Genomic DNA, 22,197 nt, shown 5'->3' on the forward strand with positions numbered 1-22,197 from the left:
ATGGCCCGCCGAGATGGTGGGAGACCATGGCAGGTGCACCTTTGGCATACTTCCTAGTGCTGGGCGGCTTGTTTGGGGCACTTCTTGTTTTGAAGAAACTGCTCGCATCCTAGGAATCCTTACCTGATCTCGGAGGGCCGAGAGCACCAGCCCGTCGGGGGCAGAAATGGCGCACATCGTTAGATGCATATTCACGAGGGCTTCTCGTGTCGCAAGCGCTCTCGCGCGAGGCCGGCCGAGTTTTTACTTGATCAAGACTGCTCGAAATTGCATTCACCGAATCGCTCGACGTCAGCGAGCGAGCGATCAATCGGCACATCAAGAGCTTGAGAAAGAAACTGGCCGTAGCGTCCGTTGAACGGATGGATCCGCTTCGTCTATGGTGTCGGCTTTACCTTTGAAGAGATAGGACTGCCAATCTGTTGCCCGGCAGCGCATTCCAGGCGATCGCTGCATTTCCGATATGGCCCATTCCTGTGGTGAGGATGACTACTGGCAGTCCGCATGAATAGGAGTGAGGGTCGACATGCTCGAGCTACAAACACCCGCAGCGACATCACATCGATCGCTGGCCGCAACAAGGTAAGCGCGTCCTCAAGGCCCTCTTGACGTCGACTGGTTGAACTGATCGACGATGCTCAGACGTCGAGCACTTGGCGCAGCGCATGGAATGGGACCCGCCAAGTCACCCCATCACCGGTGGCGAGGGTGGCCGTGCGTTGGTTAATGCGCACGATCACCCCGGTGATGTTGCGACCGTCTCGGTCGTCGAAGGTCGCGGTGTCTCCGCGTTGGAACTCGCGCGCACGGCTCGTCGCCCGGGCGGGTTCGGGCGGCGGCTCGTAGGGAGCCTGCTCGTCGCGCCGTTCTGCGCCGTGATAGCCCTGCATCGCCAGACATGGGATCTTCCAGGTTCGCTTGGTGCCTTCTTCCTGCACCGTCGCCTGCGTGTCCCTCATGGCAATGATTTTGCCGCGGCGCATCTGACCGTCGCGGAAGTCCACGAACTGCACAGGCTGGCCAAGATGGAGGTTCGCACGCGCGGCAATGCCACGGCGTGGGCCGGCCAGCATGCCCTCGATCAATGCCTTGAGCTGGTAGAGCTGCAAGCTGCTTGCGCCCTCGAGGGCTTCAATCATTCGCGGGTCGGTGCGTTGCAGGCTCACTGCGTCTTCCTTCTTTGCGCAGCCTGCGCGATGGCAGCGACTGACGCGCCAGGTTCCAGGCTGCGCTCGACCAATTCCCGCTTCAGCTCTTCGCTGTGCCTGCGTCGGGTGTCCTTGCCCGAAGTGACTCGCTTGTTCATGCGTGCACGTACTGGTTAAATGCACACATCCAAGTGTGAGCACGATCAGGCGATCCTGCTCATGCTCGCGTCGTCTCGCCAGAGGGCCTTGAGGCCACGCTTACGCAACAAGTCCGCCAAGCAGCACCCCGCACGCAGCTAGGCAACCCGTCAACATCTGGACGCCATCGTTCATCGTTGTGCCTGTTCGCCGGGAGAACTCATGAGGTCATGCTGGCTTCCGATTCGGAAGAAATATGGTTTCTCCCGCCCGAGGTCTCGGGAACAACGCCGACGCCCCGAGGAGCGATGCGTGAACACCACACCCGTTGCCTAGCGCAACGCGGTGCGCTAAGCGATCATCTTTGGCGTAATGAAGATGAGCAGCTCTGTCTTGTTGAGGCTACGGGTGCGTGAACGAAACAACGCTCCGACCATGGGAAGTTCGCCCAGCAGCGGCACACGGGGCTCGTCGGCGTCGGCGTCGGCGTCGGCGTCGGCGTCGGCACAGATGGTCTGGTCGAAATTGAGAGAAATTTGGCTGAACCGGAACAGATCTCGTGAGCGCGCTAACAAACGGAACTTCTGTTGCTTTTTCTTCTAGGACCGCGCTGACCAGACCAGGATGAACACTCGAACTTCAGGGCTGTTTGCGTCATCGTGAGATTTCTCCCAAGTTGCGCGGTCGACTCCGACCCGGACGTACCTCGTCGCTTCCGGCACAAAAGGAGAAGTACCACATCACAGGGCTGCAGCTCACGCCTCGAAACCTTCGGTACGAGCACACCCACGAATGCACGGCTTCACGCTGATTGAGGTGTTGGTGACCATGGCTTTCGCTGCCATCTCGGCCTCCATCGCACCGGGCGGTCGGGCTGAAGGACAGCGCACCCTACATAGCCCAGACATACGAGGTGACAGAGTTGAGCTTCGCCAGTAGCACTAGTGGCGGCAACCTGTCGGCGGGCACCGGTACGGTCAAGAAGCTGAAGGTTTCGCTTTCATCTGGCCTGAGTCTCCAATTACTCAGCTCGCGAGGTGTCCGAGGTCAAGTAAGGCCGACCGCCGGAAGACCCGGCGGTTAGGACAACCGCAAGATGCCGTGCAAGCGAAGGCTCGGGCTTCCGGGCGGCATCGAATGAGCCGCAAGACCGGCTGACGCAGCATGCGCAGACCAGTGCTCAACCCGCCACCAATGTCGTCTGCAACGTCAACGGCAGGCGCAACGTCAGGCCCAGCGCGCCGCCCGCGTCCGGCGCCGCGTAGATGCGGCCGCCGTGGCGGCTCGCGATGCGCTCGCACACGCGCGCACCGGCATGGCCGATGGCCTGCGTCGCCTCGAGAAAGCGTGCCAGCGGCGGGCTCGGGTCGGAGGCGTCGAGATCCTTCCAGTGGACGACGGCCTGGCCGGCTTCCATCCGCGCCGAGACCTGCAGCGTCGTGCCGGGGGACATGACCTTTGCCGCATGGCGCGCGACCTTCGAAAGCAGTTCCTCCAGTTCGGCCTCGATGCCGAACACGGGCACCACCTCGTGCGGAACCCGGATGTCGAAGCGGATCGGCCAGCCGGACGCGCCTTCGGAGCCTTCGAGACTCCGCAGCGACGCAAGAAGCGGCCGCAGGTCCTGCATGCGGCTCTCGAGCATCTTCTGCTCGGCGTCGCGGCGGGCCTCCGCGGCCATTTCGCGCGCCTTCGCGCCGGCCTTGAGGTTGGAAACGAGCAGGGAGGCGATGAAGGCCAGCACCGCGGCCAGGCCGAGTGCAACGACGATGGCAATGGCCAGGCCCAGGTTGCTTGAATACATGGCTCGTGCGCCTTCAACGCCCCTGCGGCGGCCGGAACTCCAGCGCACCGCCGGGACCGCGTTCGCAAGTCCCCGACAGGCTGTCGGCGCGAGGGCCCGGAAGCACCGGACGCGCGCCTTCGGCCTGGCCGTCGCACACACCCCATGCGGCCATGGGCGACATCGGCGGTGCTTCGCCGCGAAAACCCGCGTGCCGGCTCCAGCCGGGCGGCGGGCCATGGAGCGGCGGTGGCGGAAGCATGATGCAGCCGGACAGGCCGGCTGCGGCGAGCACGCCCGCCAGGTGATGATGGATTCTGATCATTTGCAGTTCATAAACAAGTCGCTGGCACATGCGGCGGGGCTGCGCACTGCGCTGCCCCGCCGCATACCGCCTCACGCGTCAGAACGCGTGCCGGATGCCGAAGTCGTAGCCCGTGGACGAGCGCGGCAGGCCCGTGTAGCTGACGCCGGCGCTGCCGTAGCCCGTGGTGCTCGCGGCGCTCAGGCTGCCGGTGTAGGCCGCGTCGTTGCGATTGTTCACGCGGGCCACGGTCGCATAGAGGGCCGTGCGCTTCGACAGGTTGTGCACATAGCCGATGGCCAGCTTCTGCGCGCGCGGATCCTCGCCCGTGATGCCGACGGCGCCTTCGTCGTAGCGCACGGTGGAGTACGACGCGCGGATCACGCCCGCGCTCACCGGCATGCTCGCGCCGATCAGGTAGCCGTTGTAGCTGTCGTGGCTGTTGCCGACGGCCAAGTCGAACTTGTTCTTCACGTTCGACAGTTCGCCGAACAGCTTGACCGGGCCGAAGTCGTACGACGCGCCGAGGTTGATGGTCTGCACCTTGCGGGTCAGCGAGGTGGTGTCCACCGCGACGTTCTCGCCCACTGCCAGCGCGACGTCGAGTGGCCCGTTCGCATAGCCGAAGCGGCCGCCGACGTAGCGGCCCGCGCTGCTGCTGGTGGCGGCCGTGAGGTCGGTGGCGCTGGTCCGGGTGTTCTCGTTCAGGCTGTACTGCAGCTGGCCGTAGAAGCCGCCGAGATTGGGCGGCAGGAAGTAGCCGACCATGTTGCTGGCGCGCGTGTAATTGGCATTGTTCAGGCCGGTGCTGCCGCTCACGGTGTTGATCACGCTGGAACCCGAACCGTTGGTGCCGAACGGATCGAAGATCGTGTCGTTCCAGAAGGTGGCGGTGTAGTCGCGGCCCAGGCGCACCTCGCCGAAGCCGCCCGAGAGGCTCACGGTGGAACGGCGGTTGAAGGTCGAGATGCCGGTGGCGCCGTCGTCGTTGGTGATCGGCGCTTCGAGCCAGAAGCTGGCGGCCAGCCCGCCACCCAGGTCTTCCGTGCCCCGGAAGCCGATGCGGCTGGAGTTGTAGCCGGAGTTGGCAAGGCTCCACTTGCTTTGCTTGGAGGTGAGGCCCGTGGTCGCATCGCGCGAGGTGGCCGACTGGTAGGTCACGCCGGCATCGACGACGCCGAACAACGTGACGGACGATTGGGCAGAGGCCAGGCCGGCAACGGCCAGCGCGGCGAGTGCCGTGAGGGATTTCTTCATTCAGGTTTCTCCGGTTTTCAGCAGCTCTTCATCGAGCAGCTGGACGGATGGTCCTGTTCAAATTTGGAGGAATCTGGTCGATGCAGCCGGCTTTGCATCGACTGTTGTTTGTGCGCACGCCCAAGCCCTTCGGCCATGCACGGCCTCGTACCAGAAATCTCCCAAATGGCACGCAATGCTCGGCTTCCGAAGGAGTCCGACATGACCATTGCATTGCAGAACACCACCGCGGCCTCGCTGGGTGTGCAGCAGCTCGCCAGCGCATTCAGCCCGGCCTTTTCCCACCTGCGCATTCTTCGCAACCTGATCATCCCGATGCCCGAGGGCAGCGTGGTGCGCACCGCCATGATCGATGCGGTGCTGGTGTGCGAGACCGGCATCTACCTGTTCGAGATCAAGGCCTGGCGCAACGCCTTCGTCTATCGCAAGAAATCGGACGCGGCGCCGCCGCGCTGGTTCCTGCGGCTGCAGGGCTGCAGCCGGGCACGCGAAGTGAAGGACCCTGCATGGCAGGGCGGCCGCAAGACCACGCAGCTGCGGAGCCTGCTGAGCGACGAGCTGCGGCTGCAGTATTTCGTGCTGCTGCCCTGCGAAGGCGTCGAACTCGAAGGCGTGATGCCCGCTGCCGTGATCACCCAGCAGGACCTGCCCTACATTGCGCGCCTGGTGCGCAACAACGGCCGCACCGCGCGCAGCTATCCGCTGCTGGATGCCGGCGCCATCGACCGCACCGCGCAGCGGCTGCTCGACATCCAGGGCAGCCTCTCGCTCGACGAACACATGCAGAACTGCCGCGAAAGAAGCGAGCAGATCTCCACGCGCTGGAACGGCGCGGGCGCTGCTGCAGCGGCAGGCATCGGACTGCAGTAGCGGCGCCTGCGGCACGCCACCGCGCGGCGCGGCGCGGCGCGGGGCATCCCAGATTTCTCCGACTTTGGCGGGGACCATGCGCCGATGAATCCTCCCAAGCCCGCCTGCGTCCTTGCCGCCATGTTTTTCTCGATCACCTGCGCGCCCACCTGGGCCGCCGATCCGTTCACCGTCAGGGACATCCGGCTCGAGGGCCTGCAGCGCGTGGAACCCGGAACGGTGTTTGCCACGCTCGGCATCAGGGCGGGCGACACCTACAGCGACGACCGTGGCAGCGCGGCCATCCGCTCGCTGTTCGAGCTCGGCCGCTTCAAGGACGTGCGCATCGACATCAACGGCAGCGTGCTGGTGGTGATCGTCGAGGAACGCCCGTCGATTGCCGACGTCGACTTCGTCGGCACCAAGGAGTTCGACAAGGCCGCGCTCCAGAAGGCGCTGCGCAGCGTGGGCCTGGCCGAGGGCCAGCCCTACGACAAGGCGCTGGCCAACCGCGCGGAGCAGGAGCTCAAGCGGCAGTACATCAGCCGCAGCCTCTACAGCGCGCAGGTCGTCACCACCGTGACGCCGCTGGAGCGCAACCGCGTCAACCTGACTTTCAGCGTGACCGAAGGCGAGGCCGCGCGCATCAAGGAAGTGCGCGTGGTCGGCAACAAGGCCTTCGGCGAAAGCACCCTGCTCGACCTGTTCGACCAGGACAGCGGCGGCTGGCTGAGCTGGTACACCAAGTCGAACCAGTATTCGCGCAGCAAGTTCAACGGCGACCTGGAAACGCTGCGCTCCTTCTACATCACGCGCGGCTATCTGGAGTTCCGCATCGATTCCACGCAGGTCGCCATGACGCCGGACCGGGAGACGCTCACGCTCACGGTCAACATCACCGAAGGGCAGAAGTTCGCGGTGGCCGGCGTCAGGCTCTCAGGCAACTACCTGGGACGCGAAGACGAGTTCAAGTCGCTCGTAACGATCCGCCCCGGCCAGCCCTACAACGGCGAAGACGTGAACGCCACCACCGGGGCCTTCACCGACTATTTCGGCACCTTCGGCTATGCCTTCGCGCGCGTCAAGGCAGAACCCGAGATCGACCGCGACAACAACCGCGTCACGCTGGTGCTGCGAGCGGAGCCCTCGCGGCGCGCCTATGTGCGGCGCCTGAACATTGGGGGCAACGCAAGAACGCGCGACGAAGTCATCCGCCGCGAGTTCCGGCAGTACGAGGGCGCCTGGTACGACGGCAACAAGATCAAGCTCTCGCGCGACCGCGTGGACCGCCTGGGCTTCTTCACCGACGTGAACATCGAGACCACCGAGGTGCCGGGTTCTCCCGACCTGGTCGACCTCACGATCAACGTGACCGAGAAGCCCACCGGCTCGCTGCAGCTCGGCGCGGGCTACTCGTCGACCGACAAGGTGTCGCTGAGCTTCGGCATCACGCAGGAGAACGTGTTCGGCACAGGCAACTACCTGGGCCTGCAGGTCAACACGAGCTCGTACAACCGCACCATCTCGCTCACGGCCACCGACCCGTACTTCACGCCGGGCGGCATCTCGCGCACCTTCAACCTGTTCCACACCACCACCCGCCCCTACTACCAGGCCGACGGCAACTACAAGCTCGCGAGCGATGGCGGCTCGGTGCGCTTCGGCCTGCCGCTCGGGGAGCTGGACACGGTCTACCTCGGCATCGGGGTGGAGCGCTACAGCTTCACGCCGGGCACCAACGGCGCCTACACGCTGGTCGACGGCTCCTATGTGTACACCGGCACGCCGCAGGCCTACCTCGACTACTTCCAGTGCACGGGCACCGCGCCGAGCGTGGTGTGCGCTTCGAAGAACATGGTGGGCATTCCCGCGACCATCGGCTGGGCCCGCGACGACCGCGACAGCGCGCTGGTGCCCACCACCGGCCGGCTGCAGAGCGCCAACCTCGAGGTGGGCGTGGGCAGCGAACTGCGCTACCTGAAGAGCACCTACCAGTACCAGCAGTACTTCGCGCTGTCCAAGCAGTACACGCTCGCCATCAACGGCCAGCTCGGCTATGCCAAGGCGCTGGGCGGCACCGCGTATCCCATCTTCAAGAACTTCTATGCTGGCGGGCTCGGCTCGATCCGCGGCTTCGAGCAGAACTCGCTCGGGCCGACCGATGCGGTCACGGGCGGTGCGCTCGGCGGCACGCGCAAGGCGATCTTCAACATGGAGTTCAGCACGCCTTTCCCGGGCGCGGGCAATGACCGGTCGCTGCGGCTCTACACCTTCTTCGATGCCGGCAATGTGTTCGCGGAGCGCACCGCGAGCATGACCGATGCGCAGTGGAAGGCGCAGAATCGCCTGCGCGCATCGGCAGGGGTGGGCATCAGCTGGATTTCTCCGCTCGGTCCGCTGCGCCTGGCCTATGCGGTGCCGCTCGTGTACCAGAAGCTCGACGAAGCCAACGGCATTGCGGCGGACCGGACGCAGCGCTTCCAGTTCCAGATCGGCACGTCGTTCTGAAGCGGAGCACCCATCCATGAGCCGCATCCTGCTGGCCGAAAAAGGCCGCGAGATGGCCGCCGCGCTGCTCGAAGGGCTGCAGCGCGCCGGCCACGATGTGGAGCACATCGCCGATGGCGCGGCCGCGCTCGACCGCATCCTCATGTCGCCGCCGGCCCTCACGCTGCTCGACACCGCGCTGCCGCGCATCGGCGGCCTCCGGGTGCTGGAGCAGGTCCGCTCGCACAGCGACCATCCGATCATCGTGCTGACGGCCCGCACGCGCGAGGCCGACCGCCTGCGCGGCCTCGACCTGGGCGCCGACGACTACGTGTGCAAGCCCTTCTCGCCGCGCGAAGTGGTGGCGCGCGTGAACACGGTGCTGCGCCGGCATGCGCAGCGCCAGCGCAGCGCCATGGCCTCGCCTTCCGTGGCGTTCGGCGGCAGTGCCCACAGCGTGAGGATCGAGGGGCGGCTGCTCGCGCTCACGGGCCGCGAGCTGAACCTGCTGCAGGCGCTCTCCCGCGAGCCGGGCCGGGTGTTTTCGCGCTCGGCGCTGCTCGAAGCCGCGTTTCCGGACGCGCTCGATGTCAACGAGCGCGCGGTCGACGGGCACATCAAGAACCTGCGCAGGAAGCTCGCCGCCGCGTCGCCCCCGCACGACTGGATCCGCTCGATCTACGGTGTCGGCTTCGCCTTCGAGGAACGGCCGGCCTGAGACGGCACGCAGGCGGTGCGCGACGGCCGGGCGGCCCGGCTGTCGGTGGCCATGATCGGCGCCAGGGTGGAAAGCGCTGAACTGCCTGCGCGGGCCTTGCCGGCCGCGACGCATCCGCCGCTCGCCGCCACCACGATGCCGATCCCAAGGCCGCAGCAAGCCAGCAAACCCAGGAGGCGCTGCGACAGCATGGGCCCGTCGTCTTCCGCAGCTTCGGCGCGGGCGTGCCAGACGGCGCTCACTTGCGCGGAGGCTCGGTGGCGGCGCCGGTCCCGTTCGATCGGGTGGCGCGTGCCTCCGCCCACACGACCAGCAGCGCCCAGACATGGGTCACCGCCCAGAAAAGCGCGGCCAGCAGCAGCAACAGCGCGTCGGTGCCCGGGTCGGACCAGAGCTCCGACCAGGACCATGGCGAAGGGGCCGGCGCGCAGTACGCCGGACTCGCCCATGCGAGCGCGGGGGCCACAAGGGCCTGGAAGGTCCTCTTCGTCTTTGGGCGTCGATGCGTGAACGGGTTCATGGAACGCATCGTGCGATTCGATTCGGGAGAAATATGGGAGAGACGGTTCTCCCAATTTCCTCCTCGATTCGCGGCCATGATCGGCCCTCCTCCATGACGCATTCCCGCCCCGTACGCATGCCGCAGAATGCGGCCATGCCTCCCCCGAGCCCATGCCGCGCCTGACACTTTCCAGGAAGATCTTCCTGGCGCTGGCCGCCTTGCTGATCGTGCTGCTCCTCAGCTTCGCGGGGCTCTCCATCGTGGCGCTGCAGCGCGGCCTCGGCTCCTACGTGGCCGAGATCGAGATCCGGCGCATGGACTGGCTCTCGCAGCTGCTGCTCAAGCACTATGCGGCCAACGGCGACTGGAAGAAGCTGCAGGGCAACGACGATGCCTGGCATCGCCTGCAGATGGGCCGGCTCGCCGCGGTGCTCGATGGCGCCAGCAACGGCGACGAAAGAAAGCTCCCGCCCTGGTACGAGAACCGCGGGCCGGGCGGCGGCGGCAATGGCCTCGAAGGCGGTGGCGAGAACGGATCCCGGCCGCCGCCTCCTCCGCCCTCGCCCCAGCTCGAGCTGCTGCCCCGGCGCTTTCCGCCGCCCCCGCCGCTGGGGTTCTTTCCCGATCCGCGCGAAGCCGCCGACTCGATCTTCCAGCGCCTGGGCGTGGCCGATGCGCACGGCGCGCACGTGGTCGGCGCCAAGGTCGACCCGGAGAATGCTGCGCGCCTGCCGATCCGGCACGGCCGCTCGGTCGTCGGCTACCTGGTGCTCGCGCCGATGCAGGGCCTGGAGAGCGAGGCCGACCGCGCCTTTCTCGCGCGCCAGTCCGGCGTGATCGCCCTCACCGGCCTGTGCGGGCTGGCCTTTGCGCTGATGCTGTCGTGGCTGCTGGCGCGCCGCTGGTTCCGGCCGATCGACGAGCTCACGCAGGCCGCGCAGCACGTGGCGCGCGGGCGCCTGTCCACGCGCGTGGCCGTGCATGGCTCGGACGAGCTCGCGCTGCTCGGCAAGACCTTCAACGACATGGCGCAGCGCCTGGACACGGTGGAGGCCTCGCGCCGCGCCTGGCTGGCCGATGCGGCGCACGAGCTGCGCACGCCGCTGGCCGCCATGCGCGCGGAAATCGAGGCGCTGCAGGACGGCGTGCGCAGCTTCGACGAGCGCACCGCGCTGCGGCTGCATCGGCAGGTGATCCGGCTCGGCCAGCTGGTGGACGACTTGCGCAGCAGCATGCGCGAGCCGCAAAGCGACCTGCTCGCGACCACCGTGTTCCCGCTCTCGCTGCTGAAGGAAGCGCTCGACCACACGCGCGACCGGTTTGCCGCGCGCGGCATCGCGGTGGACCGCAGCGCCATCGACCGCGTCTCGGTGCGCGCCCAGCCGATGGTCGACGGCGATGCGCACCGGCTGCACCAGGTCTTCATGAACCTGCTGGAGAACACGCTCGCCTACACCGACGCCGGCGGCCGGCTGCGCATCGGCGCCACGGTCGACGGGGCCTGGACGGGCAACAGCCTGACGCTGCAATTCGACGACAGCGCGCCCGGCGTTCCCGAGGCGGAATTGCCGCGCCTGTTCGACCGGCTGTTCCGCGGCGAGTCCTCGCGCAGCCGCGAACTCGGCGGCTCCGGGCTCGGCCTGTCGATCTGCCGCGCGGCCATCGAGGCCCATGGCGGCACCATCGACGCCCAGGCTTCGGAACTCGGCGGGCTGCGCGTGACCATCACCCTTCCGCTGTCGAGGAGCGCATCGCCATGACCCGCATCGTCATCGTCGAGGACGAACTCGACATCGCATCTGTGGTACAGGACTACCTGCGCCACGCCGGCTACGAGACCACGCATTTCGCGGATGGCCAGAGCGCGCTCGACCATCTGATCGCGTCGCCGCCCGAACTCACGCTGCTCGACATCATGCTGCCGCGTCTCGACGGCATCGAGGTGCTGCGCCGCGCGCGGGAGCACACCAGCCATCCGATCATCATGCTCACCGCGCGCATCGAGGAGGTCGACCGCCTGCTCGGGCTGGAGCTGGGTGCCGACGATTACGTCTGCAAGCCCTTCTCCCCGCGCGAACTGGTGGCGCGCGTGCGCGCCGTGCTGCGGCGCACCGAGCCGCCCGCGGAGCGCGGCCAGGCCCGCCATGGCATGTCCGGCCTGGTGCTGGACGACGTGCATTGGCGGGCATCGCTCGAAGGCACGCCGCTCAATCTCACGCGCCGCGAGTTCGGGCTGCTGCAGGTGCTGTCGCGGCACCCGGGCCGCATCTTCTCGCGCGCGCGCCTGCTCGAACTGGCCTACGACGACACCATGGACGTGACGGAGCGCGCCATCGACAGCCACGTCAAGAACCTGCGGCGCAAGCTCGGCGCCGTCACACCGGCGCACGACTGGATCCGCTCGGTCTACGGCGTGGGGTTTGCGTGGGAGGCGCCGGGGCCGGGCTGAGCCGCACCAGTGGTCTTTTACAGTGCATCGCACTCCGAACACCGCGTCACTGGTTCGTTGCCGCCCTCCAGAGCCGGAGTTGTATAGATGTTCTTCGACGACAAGTTAACGGCCTGCCCGTTGACAGAGCGTAGGCTGCTGCCGAATTTCTGACTCAGACCTAAGCTTTTTTGAGCCGTCTCGAAACGAAGGGACTGAATGCATCGCCCCGCCTGCGCAAGTCCGTCGTCCGTCGCTTTCGCGATCAGGCTTTAGGCGGCCTCAAGGCACCGTCCCAATGCTCGACGATCTTGCCGTTCTCGAGGCGGAACATGTCGGACCAAGTCGTCGTGTACTTTCGCGTTGCGTCCTGCGGTTCGGGGTACTCGCGCACGAAGCTCAGGATCACGAGATCGCGCTCGGCAACGATGGAAACCAGCGGCGCCTTGATGCGAGCCTCCACTGGCAAGGGCGCCGGGGTCCGTCGCGAGATGAAGCCCACCATGGCAGCACGGCCGGTGGGCACGTTGGGGTTGTGCTGGATGTAGGACTCGGCAACGTACTTGTCCGCCTGCGCCACCTGTCCCGCCTCGAAGACCTCACGCCAGAAGTCGTAGACCAGGCGCTTGTTGGCGCGCAGTACCGGATCGGCGCTCGCCAGGAGCGCCTCCTGGTCGGCGGCCGGCTGAACCGGGACCTGTGCTGCCGCGGCGAGGGGCAGGATGGTGGCAAGCGCAAAGAGCAGATGTGCGAACAGAGGATTCTTCATGGATCAAGCCGGTTGTTGAGGAGCGCTGGACTGAAGCCGTTATAGACGATCATCGTGGCCTTTGTTCTCAAAAAAGGCCAATGAAGAGATTCTGAATACGTCCTCAAAAGCCCTCCGGGCATCGCGTGACTTGCACTGGCGGGCGGCGGCCCTGACGAGGTTGCCGATCTCATATTCCGCTGAACCAGTTGTATCCCTGGTCTTCCCAATAACCCCCGGGGTTCGTGTTGGTCACGAAGATCGCGGCGACGTGCTTCGCGCTCTTGAATCCGAGCTTGGTCGGCACAATCAGCCGCAGGGGGAAGCCGTTCGCCGTCGGCAGCGCTTCGTTGCCAAAGTCGAGCGCCAGCAAGGTCTGCGGGTGCAGCGCGCTGGCCATGTCGAGGCTCGAGTGGTAACGGTCGGCACATTTGAAGCCGACGAAGCGCGCCGTCGTGTCTGCGCCAATGCGCTGCAGGAATGTCTTGAGCGAGACGCCGCGCCAGTCGCCAATCGCGCTCCATCCCTCGATGCAGATATGGCGCGTGATTTGCCGCGCTTGCGGCAGCGTACGCAGGCGCTCGACGGTCCACGCCGTCTTGTCGGCGACGAGTCCCGAGACTTCGAGCCGCCAGCTCGACACGTCGACCTGGGGCGCGTCGAACTCCGGGTAGAACGCGTTGAACGGGAACGGCTTCGTGACCTGGTTCGCCGCATAGGTCGGCGCGAGGCGGCTGCCGCTGAAGAGGCGGGCCTGCACGCGGTCGTTCCAGCGCGACAGTGCCCACAGGACCTTGTCGACCTGGTCGTTTGGCTGCTCAGTGAGCGTATTGGGTTGGTCCGATTACGAGTGCTCCCGTTTTCACGGGGGTTTCGAAAAGTCGAAAGCGGACACCCCATCGACGGCATCGTAGGTCAGGATTCTTCAGTCGCTGCCGCGCGCCCTATACAGAGCCGTCCGTTGTTCTAAAAAGGGGTCGGCCCGCCGATTGAACAAGGCCATGATCTGAGCTCGCAGCCATTGGCAGCTCGGTTCCTTCTGTGTGCGCCGATGCCAGTACTGGTGAATCGTGACGGAAGGCGGCGTGAAGGGAAGCGGCAGGACCTCAAGCTCCCCGGAGCGTGCGAAATCGAAGGCTGCGGGTAGAGGAACGGTCGCAATGAGGTCGGTTCTTGCGACGATATGAGGAAGACTGAGGAGGTTGGGCGTACTGAGAACCACTCGCCGCCGGACCCGATGGCGCTCCAGTGCAGCCTCCAGCAATATGGTCGACCGGGCCGGCAAGTCCAGCACGGCGTGTCCCAGATTTTGATACGCCGCGCGGCTCATGCCTCGGGCGACCACCGGATGTCCACGACGAACGATGCACGCATACGTGTGGCTGAAAAGAGATTGGCGAAAGTACGCATCTTTCTCCAGCGTGGGGAAGTAGCCGATTGCCAAGTCGATGTCGCCGCTGGCGAGCCGCTCGTGGAGCGGCAAGACGATCGGCGAAACGATGTGCACGGAGGTGCGCGGCGCATGCTCGGCCAGATGCGCCATGAGGACAGGCATGAAGAGAGATTCGGCTGAATCGGGCATCGACACGCGAAAACTGGTCTCGCTGTTTTCGGGATCGAATGCGCCGCTGTCCAGGACGTCCTTGTCGACCTGATCGAGCATGACGCGCGCCGTTTCCGCCAACGTCACGGCTCGTGGTGTCGGGCGCATTCCGGATCCAGCGCGGACGAATAACTCATCGCCGAGTTGCTTGCGAAGGCGGCTGAGCGCGGTACTGAACCCAGACTGGCTCATCTGAAGGCTTTCAGCCGCACGGCCCAAATGACGTGTGCCGTCGAGGGCAACCAGGAGGCGCAGCAGGTTCAGATCGAGTTGCTTCATCGCTTTTGCAGATAACGGATGTTCATGTTTTCCGGTTGAGAGTGGTCCGGTGGACGCCTATTCTCTGGCGCAGACCAACAGGAGACAACATTGCCGAGCCCTGTCCAGAGCCACGCAGAGGAACGCAGGAAGCATCTTGCCGCGATGCAGCGAGCCGTTCCCGTCACAAGGATGGTGGACTACGGGGTGCCACTGGGTGACGCGCTCCACACCCATGGCCTGGTCGCGACGGACGATTCAGCCGGTTGGGACGAAATCTGCGAACGGGTGGCGGCACGGCATCATGGCCTGGCAGAAGCCGCAGAGAAGGCCGGCCGGTCCCCAACCGCGGCGCTGGGTTGGCGAGCCGCATCGGCGCTGCTTCAATGCGCACAGCTCGCGTTCAACCAGGACGTTCCTCGCAAAATAGCACTCTACGAACAGGCCCATGCCGCGCTCGCCCGGCATGCGCACCTGAGCGGAGATCTTGCAGAGGTGCGGCTACCGACGCCATATGGAGGTCTTCATGGTTGGACCGTCCGTCCCGACGGTACGGCTGCAACGGCTGCGGTGATCGTGATGGGTGGATTGAGTGGCTGGGGGAGCGTGTACCTCGACATGGGACGGGCACTCGCGGCTCGCGGCCTGCTCGCGATTCTTGCCGAAGGGCCTGGCCAAGGCCTGACGCGTCTTCGAGGTGGAATGCATCTCGACGACCGAACGCTGCCGCTCTTCGGCGCGTTCCTTGATCACGCCGAGTCTCTGGGTGTACGCCGGTGCGGTGTGTGGGGCAACAGCTTTGGCGGTTTGTTCGCCGCACAACTGGCCGCGACCGATCGGCGGGTGCAGGCCGTATGCATCAATGGCGCGCCGATGACCCCCGCGGTCCCTTCGTTCCGAACCGCGCGTGAGCAAATGGAAGCGCTGTTCGGCGTAGACGAGGAGGCCTCGCTAAGGCATCGATTGCAATCTCTGGGCATGAGCCCGCGCCGCCACCGCATCGACGCCAATCTTTTGGTGATCCAAGGCGGGTGCGACGCGTTAGTCCCGTTGGGTGAACAGGCGTCGTTCTTCACCTTGGTGCCCACCCGCCCAAAAGCTGTACTCACGTGGCCGAACGGCGAACACACCATCTACAACTATGCCCAGGAGCGCAATGCGCGAGCAGCGGACTGGTTTGCCGAGCAGTTGAATCCGCAGGCGGCTTGATCGAGAACAATGAAGGAGACATGAATTGGAAGAATCCACAAGCTTTGAATTTGACGTGATCGTGGTCGGGTACGGACCAAGCGGTCTTGTCCTTGCGTCACTGCTGGGACAGCAAGGCCATCAGGTGGCGGTCGTCGAACGCTGGCCGAACTTGTATGGCAAGCCGCGCCTGACACATATCGACGGCGAGACGGCTCGACTGATTTCCGTCTGCGCGGACGCTGACCAGGCCCTGCGGGACGCGTGGACCACGCCCCACTACCACTGGTTCAATGGCAAGGGGCAGCTCCTGCTGGACGTGGGCGGGGTTGGTAATACGCGCCGGATGCTGTGGGATGACCATATCTCGGTCCATCTGCCCCACATAGAGGAGGCGATTCACGAGCGAATCACGTCCCTTCCCAATGTGCACCTCTATCGAGGATATCTCGCCAACGGCCTCGAACAGAACCCCGAGGGCGTCACCCTGAGATGCGTGCCGTGGGGGAAGGCGAAGGATCCCTCTTCTCCGCCACGATCCGAGTTGAGCTTGCGCGCTCGCTACCTCGTTGGATCGGACGGCTCGAACAGCTTCGTGCGCGAGGCCCTCGGGGTCGACCGCATCGACTTCGGCTTCAACGAGCGTTGGCTGTGCGTGGACACCGAGCCTCGTCGCAAGCTGCCATCGAAGTTCGACGAAAACGCCATCCAGGTGTGCGATCCGCGCCGTGGTCACATGTTCATGCCGATTGGCACGAAGCGGCAACGATTCGAGTTCGCTTTGCTGCCTGACGAGACAACAGAGGAGATGCAGACCGTCGATGCTGCATTTCGCATGCTCAAGCAGTACCACGGGCTGGAGCCGGAAGACCTGGATCTCATCCGCAATCTCGTCTACACCTTCGAGTGTCGTCTGGCCAAGTCCTGGAAGGTCGGGCGGGTCTTTCTGGCCGGAGATGCCGCACACACGAATCCGCCATACCTCGGACAAGGTGCCTGCTCCGGCATGCGCGATGCCGCCAATCTCGCGTGGAAATTCGACCTCGTGCTTCGCGGCCTGTCCGACGCGAGCCTGCTCGATGCATACGAATCGGAACGCAGGCCGCACGCCCAGCAGATCATGCTGGACTCGCGTGCGCTGGGACTGGTGGCCAACACCTCGAGCCCTGTGAAAGCGGCGGTGCGGGACCTGCTGTTCAAGTTCAATCTCGCGCCGAAACCCAAGTTTCCGGTGCTCACCGATGGCATTCTGGCCAAAGGGGCCGATGGAAGACCCATGCGGCAGGCAGGGACCTTGGCTCCACAGGGCCGCATCACGGTGGACGGTCGCACGATGCGCTTCGATGAGCATGTCGGGTTCTCTTTCGCCCTTCTCGCAAACCCCGAAGTGACAGACGAGTTGCCTGCGACGCTCAAGGCCGCGCTGCGGGCGGTCGGTGTCCGCTTCGTCGAGCTGGCACCTGCTTCAGGTCTGTGCCAGGGCGATCGCGTGATAGATGCCGACGGCGTGTACGCCCCATTTCTGGAGTCGCTCGACGCCGATGCCGTTCTGACGCGTCCCGACTTCGTGGTGTATGGACACGCCGATCGTGCAGGTCTCGTGCATCTGGCCGAAAGCTTCCTGCTGCAGTTGCAGCACACCTCGACAAGGCGGCATCATTCCACCATCAGCGTCCCTAGTCCTTAAAAAGGCCGATGAAGAGATTGCGGATCCAGTGGTGCGCGGGGTCCGATTCGAAGCGGCGGCTCCAGTGCAGCGACACGGTGAAGGCGCTGCGGGGAAGCTCCGCCGGGAGCACCACATAGCGCTTCGGCTCGATGAACCTGCGCGCAATCGCCTGCGGCATCACGACGGCAAAATCGGTACGCGCAATGATCGCCGGCAGCGCAAGGAAGTGCGCCGAGTTGAGCACCAGCCTTTCATCGAGGCCGAGCTGCTGCAGGATGCGAAAGGTCTCCGAGTGCGAGCGCACGGCCACGTACTCCAGGCGCCGCAGGTCCTGGATCGTCATGCGGACATCCGAGGCCTTCGAGGCCTTGGCCATCGGATGCCCTGCCCGCACCACCACCGCGTAGCGATCGCGCAGCAGCTCGACGCGCTCCGTTCCGCTGACCGAGGGCAGAAACCCGAGTGCGAAATGAATCGCCCCGGTTTCAAGGGCATCGGTGATCTCCCCGTGCGGCAGCGGAGTCGTATGCACCCGAATGCCGGGTGCCTGGCGGTGCAAGGCTTCCATCAGTTCCGGCAGCAGCCGAGCCTCGCCGATGTCGTTCAGATGCAGCCGAACGGTCATCCGCGAGCGCGAGGGGTCGAAGGTGTCTTCGTCCCGCAGCACATCCTCGATGGCGGCCACGGCCGGCTGCACGACGCTCGCCAGCCGCTCCGCGCGCAGCGTCGGGCGCATGCGCCCGTTGGCGCGCACGAACAGCGCATCGCCCAAGGCAAGCCGCAATCGCGTCAGACCTTGGCTCGCGGCCGGCTGCGACAACCCCAGCGCATCGGCGGCGCGGCTGACGCTGCCGAGGCGGTACACCGCTTCGAACAGGCGGAGCAGGTTCATGTCCAGCTTTTCAGTATGCATACAGCTTATTTTGCTCTAGACATTTCATTGTATTGATGAATAGAGCGGCAAACGCAAAACTGCGGACCTCATCTAGGAGCATTCATGGATCGACACGTCGAACTTCCCGCGCAAGCGCCCTTCCAGGCCGGCGGCACCCTGACCGTGCGCGACGCCGTTTTCAAGCTGCTGCGCGCGTTCGGCATGACCAGCGTGTTCGGCAACCCGGGCTCGACGGAACTGCCGATGTTCATCGACTTCCCGGAAGACTTCCGCTACGTGCTCGGCCTGCAGGAATCCGTGGTCGTGGGCATGGCAGACGGCTACGCGCAGGCCACGCACAACGCGGCCTTCGTCAACCTGCATTCCGCCGCCGGCGTCGGCCATGCGATGGGCAACATCTTCACGGCCTTTCGCAACCGCACGCCGCTGGTGATCACGGCCGGCCAGCAGGCGCGATCGATCCTGCCTTTCGAACCTTTCCTCGGCTCCACGCAGGCGCCCGAGCTGCCGAGGCCTTACGTCAAGTGGAGCGTCGAGCCGGCGCGGGCCGAGGACGTTCCGCTGGCGATTGCACGGGCCTACTACATCGCGATGACGCCGCCGCGCGGCCCCGTGCTGGTCTCGATCCCGTCGGACGACTGGGATGTCCAGACATTGCCGGTCGATGCACGCGAGGTCAGCCGCCACGTGCGTGCAGACCCCGACCTTCTCGCGCGCATTGCCGCGGCCCTCGATGGCGCCCGTTCCCCCGCCTTCGTGGTCGGTGCCGCGGTCGATCGCGACGAGGCGTGGAAAGAAGCGGTTGAATTGGCCGAGCGGCACAACGCGCGTGTGTATGTCGCACCCATGTCGGGCCGATGCAGCTTTCCGGAAGATCATCCGCTGTGGGGAGGCTTCCTGCCGCCAATGCGCGAGCGCATCGTCGAACGGCTCGCCGGTCACGACCTCGTATTTGCGCTCGGTGCGCCGGCGTTCACCTACCATGTGCCGGGCCAAGGACCGCACCTGCCGGAAGGATGCGAGCTGGTGCAGCTGACGGACGATCCGCAGGTCGCGGCCTGGGCGCCGACCGGCACTTCCGTGATCGGCAGCATCCGCCTCGGACTGCTCGATCTGCTCGAGTGCAGCACGCCGAGCGATCGTCCGGCACCACCTGCCCACGTGCGGCCGCAGCGCGTCGCAGAGCCCGAGCCCGGCGAACGCCTGCCGGTGGCGTGGGTCCTGCAGACGCTGGCCGACGTGCGCGCGCGCGACAGCATCCTGGTCGAGGAAGCACCCAGCGCACGGCCCGTGATGCACGGCCACCTGCCGGTCTTCGAGTCGGAAACCTTCTACACCATGTGCAGTGGCGGCCTGGGCTATGGCCTTCCGGCCGCTGTCGGGGTGGCGCTGGGAAAACCGGGTGCACGGGTCATTGCATTGGTGGGCGATGGCTCGGCGATGTACGCCATCCAGGCACTGTGGAGCGCAGCCCAGCTGGCGCTGCCGGTCACGGTGCTGATCCTGAAGAACCGCCGCTACGCCGCGTTGTACGAGTTCGCCCGCATCTTCGGCTACCGGCCTGACGAGCATGTGCCGGGCACCGACCTGCCCGATCTCGATTTCGTTGCGCTTGCTGGCGCGCAAGGCATGAAGGGTCTGCGCGTCGACACCGCGGAGCAACTGCGTCCCGCATTGCACCAGGCGCTGCAATCGACCGCACCGATGCTGGTCGAGATCGAAGTGGCCTGACGGTTTTTCGCTTTTCCAAATCTATAAGGAGACAAGACGATGGGCACGATATCGATGTTGATCAATGGCGAGGACCGCCAGGCTGCGGACGGTGCCACCTTCGAGCGCCGCAATCCGCTCGACGGCACGGTGGCGACCATCGCGCCGGCCGCCACGAAGGCCGACGCCGTGGCAGCGGTTGAAGCCGCCGCAGCCGCGTTTCCGGCTTGGTCCCGCACCGGCCCGGGCGAACGCAGGGCGCTGCTGCTGAAGGCGGCACAGGCCATCGAGGCCAAGGCACAGGCACTGACGGATGCCATGGCATCCGAGACCGGTGCTGGCGCCCCGTGGGCCGGGTTCAACGTGCACCTGGCGGCCGGCATGCTGCAGGAGGCGGCCGGCATGACGACCCAGATCAGCGGAGAGGTCATCCCCTCCGACGTGCCCGGCAGCCTGGCCCTGGGCCTGCGTCGACCGGCCGGCGTGGTGCTCGGCATTGCGCCTTGGAACGCGCCGGTGATCCTCGGCGTGCGTGCGATCGCCACGCCGCTCGCTTGCGGCAACACGGTCGTGTTCAAGGGCTCGGAACTCAGCCCTGCGACCCACGGACTGATCGTTGAAGCGTTCAAGGATGCGGGCTTCCCGCCGGGCGTCGTCAACTTCGTGACCAATGCGCCGGCGGATGCAGCCGAGGTGGTCGAAGCGATCATTGCCCATACAGCGTTGCGCCGAGTGAACTTCACCGGCTCCACCCGCGTCGGCAGGCTGATCGCGCAGACCTGCGCGAAGTACCTGAAGCCGGCGGTGCTCGAGCTTGGCGGCAAGGCCCCGCTGGTCGTATTGGATGACGCCGACCTTGATGCCGCAGTCAACGGCGCGGCCTTCGGCGCCTTCGCCAACAGCGGCCAGATCTGCATGAGCACCGAGCGCATCATCGTGGACCGCAAGATCGCGGATGCCTTCGTCGCGAAGCTCGCCGCCAAGGCCGTGCAGCTGCCGCTGGGCGATCCGCGCAAGGGGCCGGTGGTGCTGGGTTCGGTCGTCGATGCGAGCACCGTCGAGCGCTGCAACACGCTGATCGACGACGCGCTCGCCAAGGGCGCGAAGCTCGTGTGCGGCGGCAAGGCCGAGACCACGCTGATGCCCGCGACGCTGCTCGACCACGTCACGCCGCAGATGCGCATCTACCATGAAGAGAGCTTTGGCCCCGTGAAGCCGGTGGTGCGTGTCGACGGCGTCGACGAAGCGGTACGCGTGGCCAACGACAACCCCTACGGTCTCTCTGCCGCAGTGTTCGGGCGCGACATCGCACGTGCCTGGGAGGTGGCCAATCGCATCGACTCCGGCATCTGCCACGTGAACGGCCCGACCGTGCACGACGAGGCGCAGATGCCCTTCGGCGGCGTGAAGGACTCGGGCTACGGCCGCTTCGGCGGCAAGGCCGGCATCGACGCCTTCACCGAACTGCGCTGGCTCACGGTGCAGACCACCGAGCGCCACTATCCGTTCTGATGAAAAGCAGGAGACACCCCATGAAATCCCTGCTCGCAACCGCGGCGCTGGCACTCGGCCTCGGACCGTGCGGCATCGCCCAGGCCCAGGACTGGCCGAAGCAGCCGATCAAGATCGTCGCCAACTTCGCGCCCGGCGGCGCGGCCGACCAGTTGGCCCGCGTGATCAGCGCACCGCTGCACGAAGCCCTTGGCCAGCCGGTGCTCGTGGAGAACAGGGGCGGTGCGGGCGGCAACCTCGGCGGCGATTTCGTCGCCAAGTCGCCGCCCGACGGCTATACCTTCCTGATGAGCTCCGGCGGCATGGTGTCGATCAACCCGCACATCTACGCAAAGATGCCCTTCGATCCGGCGAAGGATCTCGTTCCGGTCGCATCCGTCGCTCGCGTGCCGTTCTACCTGGTGGTCCGCGCCGACAGCCCGGTCAAGGACTTGAAGGGCCTGGTCGCCGACCTCAAGGCGAACCCCGGCAAGCGCTCGTTCGGATCGCCCGGCAACGGGAGCTCGCCTCATCTCGCGGCGGAGATGATGACGGGCCAGACGGGAACGACGGCCATCCACGTGCCCTACCGCGGCGCGGCGCCCGCGCTGACGGACTTGCTGGGCGGCCAGATCGACTTCCTGTTCGATCCCGGCATCAGCATCCAGCACGTCAAGACCGGCAAGCTGCGCATGCTGGCGGTCGCAAGCCTCAAGCGCGCGCCCCAGATGCCCGAGGTACCCACGCTCGACGAACTCGGGCTCAAGGGCTTCGACGCCGATGCGGTGTTCGGCCTCTACGCGCCTGCCGGCACGCGGCCGGCCGTGATCCAGCGGATCAATGCCGAAGTCAACCGCGCACTGGCACTGCCGGCCGTCAGGGCAACCATCGAAACCCTCGGCAACGTGCCGGAGCCGCTGACGTCCGCAGCCTTCGGCGACAAGGGCGCGGCCGACTTCAAGCGGCTGGGCACCGTGATCCGGGAGCGCGGCATCCGCGCCGACTGATGCATGAAGAAGAA

The 22,197-nt window shown here is 65.8% G+C and carries 22 protein-coding genes and 1 pseudogene; 11 read left to right on the forward strand and 12 right to left on the reverse strand.

Annotated features, from left to right (window positions below; all coding sequences use genetic code 11):
- Positions 1 to 638: 638 nt before the first annotated feature.
- The 3 genes from J2X92_RS01895 to J2X92_RS29545 all read right to left on the reverse strand — a co-directional run bounded on the left by J2X92_RS01895 (position 639) and on the right by J2X92_RS29545 (position 1,861).
- Complete coding sequence (locus J2X92_RS01895) at positions 639 to 1,166, reverse strand: hypothetical protein (RefSeq protein ID WP_307572941.1); 528 nt, start codon at positions 1,164 to 1,166, stop codon at positions 639 to 641.
- Entirely contained in the window at positions 1,163 to 1,306 is a 144-nt protein-coding gene (locus tag J2X92_RS29540; RefSeq protein WP_373424768.1) for a transposase, read from the reverse strand. The genes J2X92_RS01895 and J2X92_RS29540 overlap by 4 nt, the downstream gene beginning before the upstream one ends.
- 330 nt (positions 1,307 to 1,636) lie before the next feature.
- Positions 1,637 to 1,861 carry a hypothetical protein gene (locus tag J2X92_RS29545; protein WP_373424769.1) on the reverse strand — a complete coding sequence of 75 codons (225 nt, stop codon included), beginning with the start codon at positions 1,859 to 1,861 and terminating at the stop codon, positions 1,637 to 1,639.
- Positions 1,862 to 2,078: 217 nt separating this feature from the next.
- On the opposite strand from J2X92_RS29545, the gene J2X92_RS29550 reads away from it, so the two are divergent.
- Positions 2,079 to 2,225: a prepilin-type N-terminal cleavage/methylation domain-containing protein gene (locus J2X92_RS29550; RefSeq protein WP_373424770.1), complete on the forward strand. Its 147-nt coding sequence runs from the start codon at positions 2,079 to 2,081 to the stop codon at positions 2,223 to 2,225.
- Positions 2,226 to 2,466: 241 nt separating this feature from the next.
- Here J2X92_RS29550 and J2X92_RS01905 read toward each other — a convergent pair whose 3' ends face one another.
- The 3 genes from J2X92_RS01905 to J2X92_RS01915 form a co-directional block, all read right to left on the reverse strand.
- Positions 2,467 to 3,090 (reverse strand): ATP-binding protein, encoded by a 624-nt coding sequence (locus J2X92_RS01905; RefSeq protein WP_307572942.1) that lies wholly within the window; start codon positions 3,088 to 3,090, stop codon positions 2,467 to 2,469.
- A 13-nt stretch (positions 3,091 to 3,103) separates the two neighbouring features.
- A complete protein-coding gene (locus tag J2X92_RS01910; RefSeq protein WP_307572944.1) occupies positions 3,104 to 3,394 on the reverse strand; it encodes a hypothetical protein in 291 nt (96 codons plus the stop codon).
- 78 nt (positions 3,395 to 3,472) lie between these two features.
- Positions 3,473 to 4,630 (reverse strand): porin, encoded by a 1,158-nt coding sequence (locus J2X92_RS01915; protein ID WP_307572946.1) that lies wholly within the window; start codon positions 4,628 to 4,630, stop codon positions 3,473 to 3,475.
- 201 nt (positions 4,631 to 4,831) lie between these two features.
- Here J2X92_RS01915 and J2X92_RS01920 point away from each other — a divergent pair, with 201 nt between their 5' ends.
- From J2X92_RS01920 to J2X92_RS01930, 3 genes are all read left to right on the forward strand, one after another.
- Positions 4,832 to 5,500, forward strand: a complete 669-nt coding sequence (locus J2X92_RS01920) for a nuclease-related domain-containing protein (protein ID WP_307572948.1) — start codon at positions 4,832 to 4,834, stop codon at positions 5,498 to 5,500.
- 84 nt (positions 5,501 to 5,584) lie between these two features.
- On the forward strand, positions 5,585 to 7,987 hold the full coding sequence (bamA, locus tag J2X92_RS01925; RefSeq protein ID WP_373424771.1) for an outer membrane protein assembly factor BamA: 2,403 nt from the start codon (positions 5,585 to 5,587) through the stop codon (positions 7,985 to 7,987).
- A 16-nt stretch (positions 7,988 to 8,003) separates the two neighbouring features.
- Positions 8,004 to 8,684, forward strand: a complete 681-nt coding sequence (locus tag J2X92_RS01930) for a response regulator (RefSeq protein ID WP_307572950.1) — start codon at positions 8,004 to 8,006, stop codon at positions 8,682 to 8,684.
- On the opposite strand, the gene J2X92_RS01935 is transcribed toward J2X92_RS01930, so the two are convergent.
- Together J2X92_RS01935 and J2X92_RS01940 are read right to left on the reverse strand one after the other, a co-directional pair.
- The gene (locus tag J2X92_RS01935) at positions 8,645 to 8,926 is read right to left on the reverse strand and encodes a hypothetical protein (protein WP_307572951.1); all 282 of its coding nucleotides are present in this window, start codon (positions 8,924 to 8,926) and stop codon (positions 8,645 to 8,647) included. The genes J2X92_RS01930 and J2X92_RS01935 overlap by 40 nt on opposite strands.
- Positions 8,923 to 9,282, reverse strand: coding sequence for a hypothetical protein (locus J2X92_RS01940; RefSeq protein WP_307572953.1), 360 nt, complete (start codon positions 9,280 to 9,282; stop codon positions 8,923 to 8,925). The genes J2X92_RS01935 and J2X92_RS01940 overlap by 4 nt, the downstream gene beginning before the upstream one ends.
- A 74-nt stretch (positions 9,283 to 9,356) precedes the next feature.
- Here J2X92_RS01940 and J2X92_RS01945 point away from each other — a divergent pair, with 74 nt between their 5' ends.
- Positions 9,357 to 10,946, forward strand: coding sequence for an ATP-binding protein (locus J2X92_RS01945; RefSeq protein WP_307572955.1), 1,590 nt, complete (start codon positions 9,357 to 9,359; stop codon positions 10,944 to 10,946).
- Complete coding sequence (locus J2X92_RS01950) at positions 10,943 to 11,635, forward strand: response regulator (RefSeq protein ID WP_307572956.1); 693 nt, start codon at positions 10,943 to 10,945, stop codon at positions 11,633 to 11,635. Before J2X92_RS01945 ends, J2X92_RS01950 begins: the two co-directional genes overlap by 4 nt.
- A 244-nt stretch (positions 11,636 to 11,879) precedes the next feature.
- Here J2X92_RS01950 and J2X92_RS01955 read toward each other — a convergent pair whose 3' ends face one another.
- From J2X92_RS01955 to J2X92_RS01965, 3 genes and pseudogenes are all read right to left on the reverse strand, one after another.
- Positions 11,880 to 12,383 carry a nuclear transport factor 2 family protein gene (locus J2X92_RS01955; RefSeq protein WP_307572957.1) on the reverse strand — a complete coding sequence of 168 codons (504 nt, stop codon included), beginning with the start codon at positions 12,381 to 12,383 and terminating at the stop codon, positions 11,880 to 11,882.
- Positions 12,384 to 12,552: 169 nt separating this feature from the next.
- A pseudogene (locus tag J2X92_RS01960) lies at positions 12,553 to 13,179 on the reverse strand (molybdopterin-dependent oxidoreductase); the annotation flags it as partial.
- Between the two features lie 108 nt (positions 13,180 to 13,287).
- Positions 13,288 to 14,244, reverse strand: a complete 957-nt coding sequence (locus J2X92_RS01965; protein ID WP_307572959.1) for a LysR family transcriptional regulator — start codon at positions 14,242 to 14,244, stop codon at positions 13,288 to 13,290.
- 90 nt (positions 14,245 to 14,334) lie between these two features.
- On the opposite strand from J2X92_RS01965, the gene J2X92_RS01970 reads away from it, so the two are divergent.
- Positions 14,335 to 15,432: an alpha/beta hydrolase family protein gene (locus tag J2X92_RS01970; protein ID WP_307572960.1), complete on the forward strand. Its 1,098-nt coding sequence runs from the start codon at positions 14,335 to 14,337 to the stop codon at positions 15,430 to 15,432.
- A gap of 25 nt (positions 15,433 to 15,457) precedes the next feature.
- A complete protein-coding gene (gene mhpA, locus J2X92_RS01975) occupies positions 15,458 to 17,098 on the forward strand; it encodes a bifunctional 3-(3-hydroxy-phenyl)propionate/3-hydroxycinnamic acid hydroxylase MhpA (RefSeq protein WP_307572962.1) in 1,641 nt (546 codons plus the stop codon).
- Here mhpA and J2X92_RS01980 read toward each other — a convergent pair.
- Positions 17,088 to 17,993 (reverse strand): LysR family transcriptional regulator, encoded by a 906-nt coding sequence (locus J2X92_RS01980; RefSeq protein ID WP_307572964.1) that lies wholly within the window; start codon positions 17,991 to 17,993, stop codon positions 17,088 to 17,090. The two genes, mhpA and J2X92_RS01980, sit on opposite strands and share 11 nt — an antisense overlap.
- Positions 17,994 to 18,077: 84 nt before the next feature.
- Between J2X92_RS01980 and mdlC the strand changes: the two genes are divergently transcribed.
- Genes mdlC through J2X92_RS01995 form a run of 3 tightly spaced genes read left to right on the forward strand, consistent with a single transcriptional unit; the run spans position 18,078 to position 22,183 of the window.
- Positions 18,078 to 19,706, forward strand: coding sequence for a benzoylformate decarboxylase (gene mdlC, locus J2X92_RS01985; RefSeq protein ID WP_307572965.1), 1,629 nt, complete (start codon positions 18,078 to 18,080; stop codon positions 19,704 to 19,706).
- A gap of 39 nt (positions 19,707 to 19,745) precedes the next feature.
- Entirely contained in the window at positions 19,746 to 21,197 is a 1,452-nt protein-coding gene (locus J2X92_RS01990; RefSeq protein ID WP_307572966.1) for an aldehyde dehydrogenase, read from the forward strand.
- Positions 21,198 to 21,217: 20 nt separating this feature from the next.
- Positions 21,218 to 22,183 (forward strand): Bug family tripartite tricarboxylate transporter substrate binding protein, encoded by a 966-nt coding sequence (locus J2X92_RS01995; RefSeq protein WP_307572967.1) that lies wholly within the window; start codon positions 21,218 to 21,220, stop codon positions 22,181 to 22,183.
- Positions 22,184 to 22,197: the final 14 nt, after the last annotated feature.

It is taken from the genome of Variovorax paradoxus (assembly GCF_030811855.1).
Lineage (GTDB): Bacteria > Pseudomonadota > Gammaproteobacteria > Burkholderiales > Burkholderiaceae_C > Variovorax > Variovorax paradoxus_L.

Bases quoted from the DNA above. Each gene is read 5' to 3' on its own strand.
- J2X92_RS01950 (WP_307572956.1), top strand. From the start codon at position 10,943: ATGACCCGCATCGTCATCGTCGAGGACGAACTCGACATCGCATCTGTG.
- J2X92_RS29550 (WP_373424770.1), top strand. From the start codon at position 2,079: ATGCACGGCTTCACGCTGATTGAGGTGTTGGTGACCATGGCTTTCGCT.
- J2X92_RS01990 (WP_307572966.1), top strand. From the start codon at position 19,746: ATGGGCACGATATCGATGTTGATCAATGGCGAGGACCGCCAGGCTGCG.
- J2X92_RS01910 (WP_307572944.1), bottom strand. From the start codon at position 3,394: ATGATCAGAATCCATCATCACCTGGCGGGCGTGCTCGCCGCAGCCGGC.
- J2X92_RS01915 (WP_307572946.1), bottom strand. From the start codon at position 4,630: ATGAAGAAATCCCTCACGGCACTCGCCGCGCTGGCCGTTGCCGGCCTG.
- J2X92_RS01955 (WP_307572957.1), bottom strand. From the start codon at position 12,383: ATGAAGAATCCTCTGTTCGCACATCTGCTCTTTGCGCTTGCCACCATC.
- J2X92_RS01930 (WP_307572950.1), top strand. From the start codon at position 8,004: ATGAGCCGCATCCTGCTGGCCGAAAAAGGCCGCGAGATGGCCGCCGCG.
- J2X92_RS01980 (WP_307572964.1), bottom strand. From the start codon at position 17,993: ATGCATACTGAAAAGCTGGACATGAACCTGCTCCGCCTGTTCGAAGCG.
- bamA (WP_373424771.1), top strand. From the start codon at position 5,585: ATGAATCCTCCCAAGCCCGCCTGCGTCCTTGCCGCCATGTTTTTCTCG.
- J2X92_RS29540 (WP_373424768.1), bottom strand. From the start codon at position 1,306: ATGAACAAGCGAGTCACTTCGGGCAAGGACACCCGACGCAGGCACAGC.
- J2X92_RS01965 (WP_307572959.1), bottom strand. From the start codon at position 14,244: ATGAAGCAACTCGATCTGAACCTGCTGCGCCTCCTGGTTGCCCTCGAC.
- J2X92_RS01945 (WP_307572955.1), top strand. From the start codon at position 9,357: ATGCCGCGCCTGACACTTTCCAGGAAGATCTTCCTGGCGCTGGCCGCC.
- J2X92_RS01940 (WP_307572953.1), bottom strand. From the start codon at position 9,282: ATGGCCGCGAATCGAGGAGGAAATTGGGAGAACCGTCTCTCCCATATT.
- J2X92_RS01920 (WP_307572948.1), top strand. From the start codon at position 4,832: ATGACCATTGCATTGCAGAACACCACCGCGGCCTCGCTGGGTGTGCAG.
- J2X92_RS01905 (WP_307572942.1), bottom strand. From the start codon at position 3,090: ATGTATTCAAGCAACCTGGGCCTGGCCATTGCCATCGTCGTTGCACTC.
- mdlC (WP_307572965.1), top strand. From the start codon at position 18,078: ATGGATCGACACGTCGAACTTCCCGCGCAAGCGCCCTTCCAGGCCGGC.
- J2X92_RS01995 (WP_307572967.1), top strand. From the start codon at position 21,218: ATGAAATCCCTGCTCGCAACCGCGGCGCTGGCACTCGGCCTCGGACCG.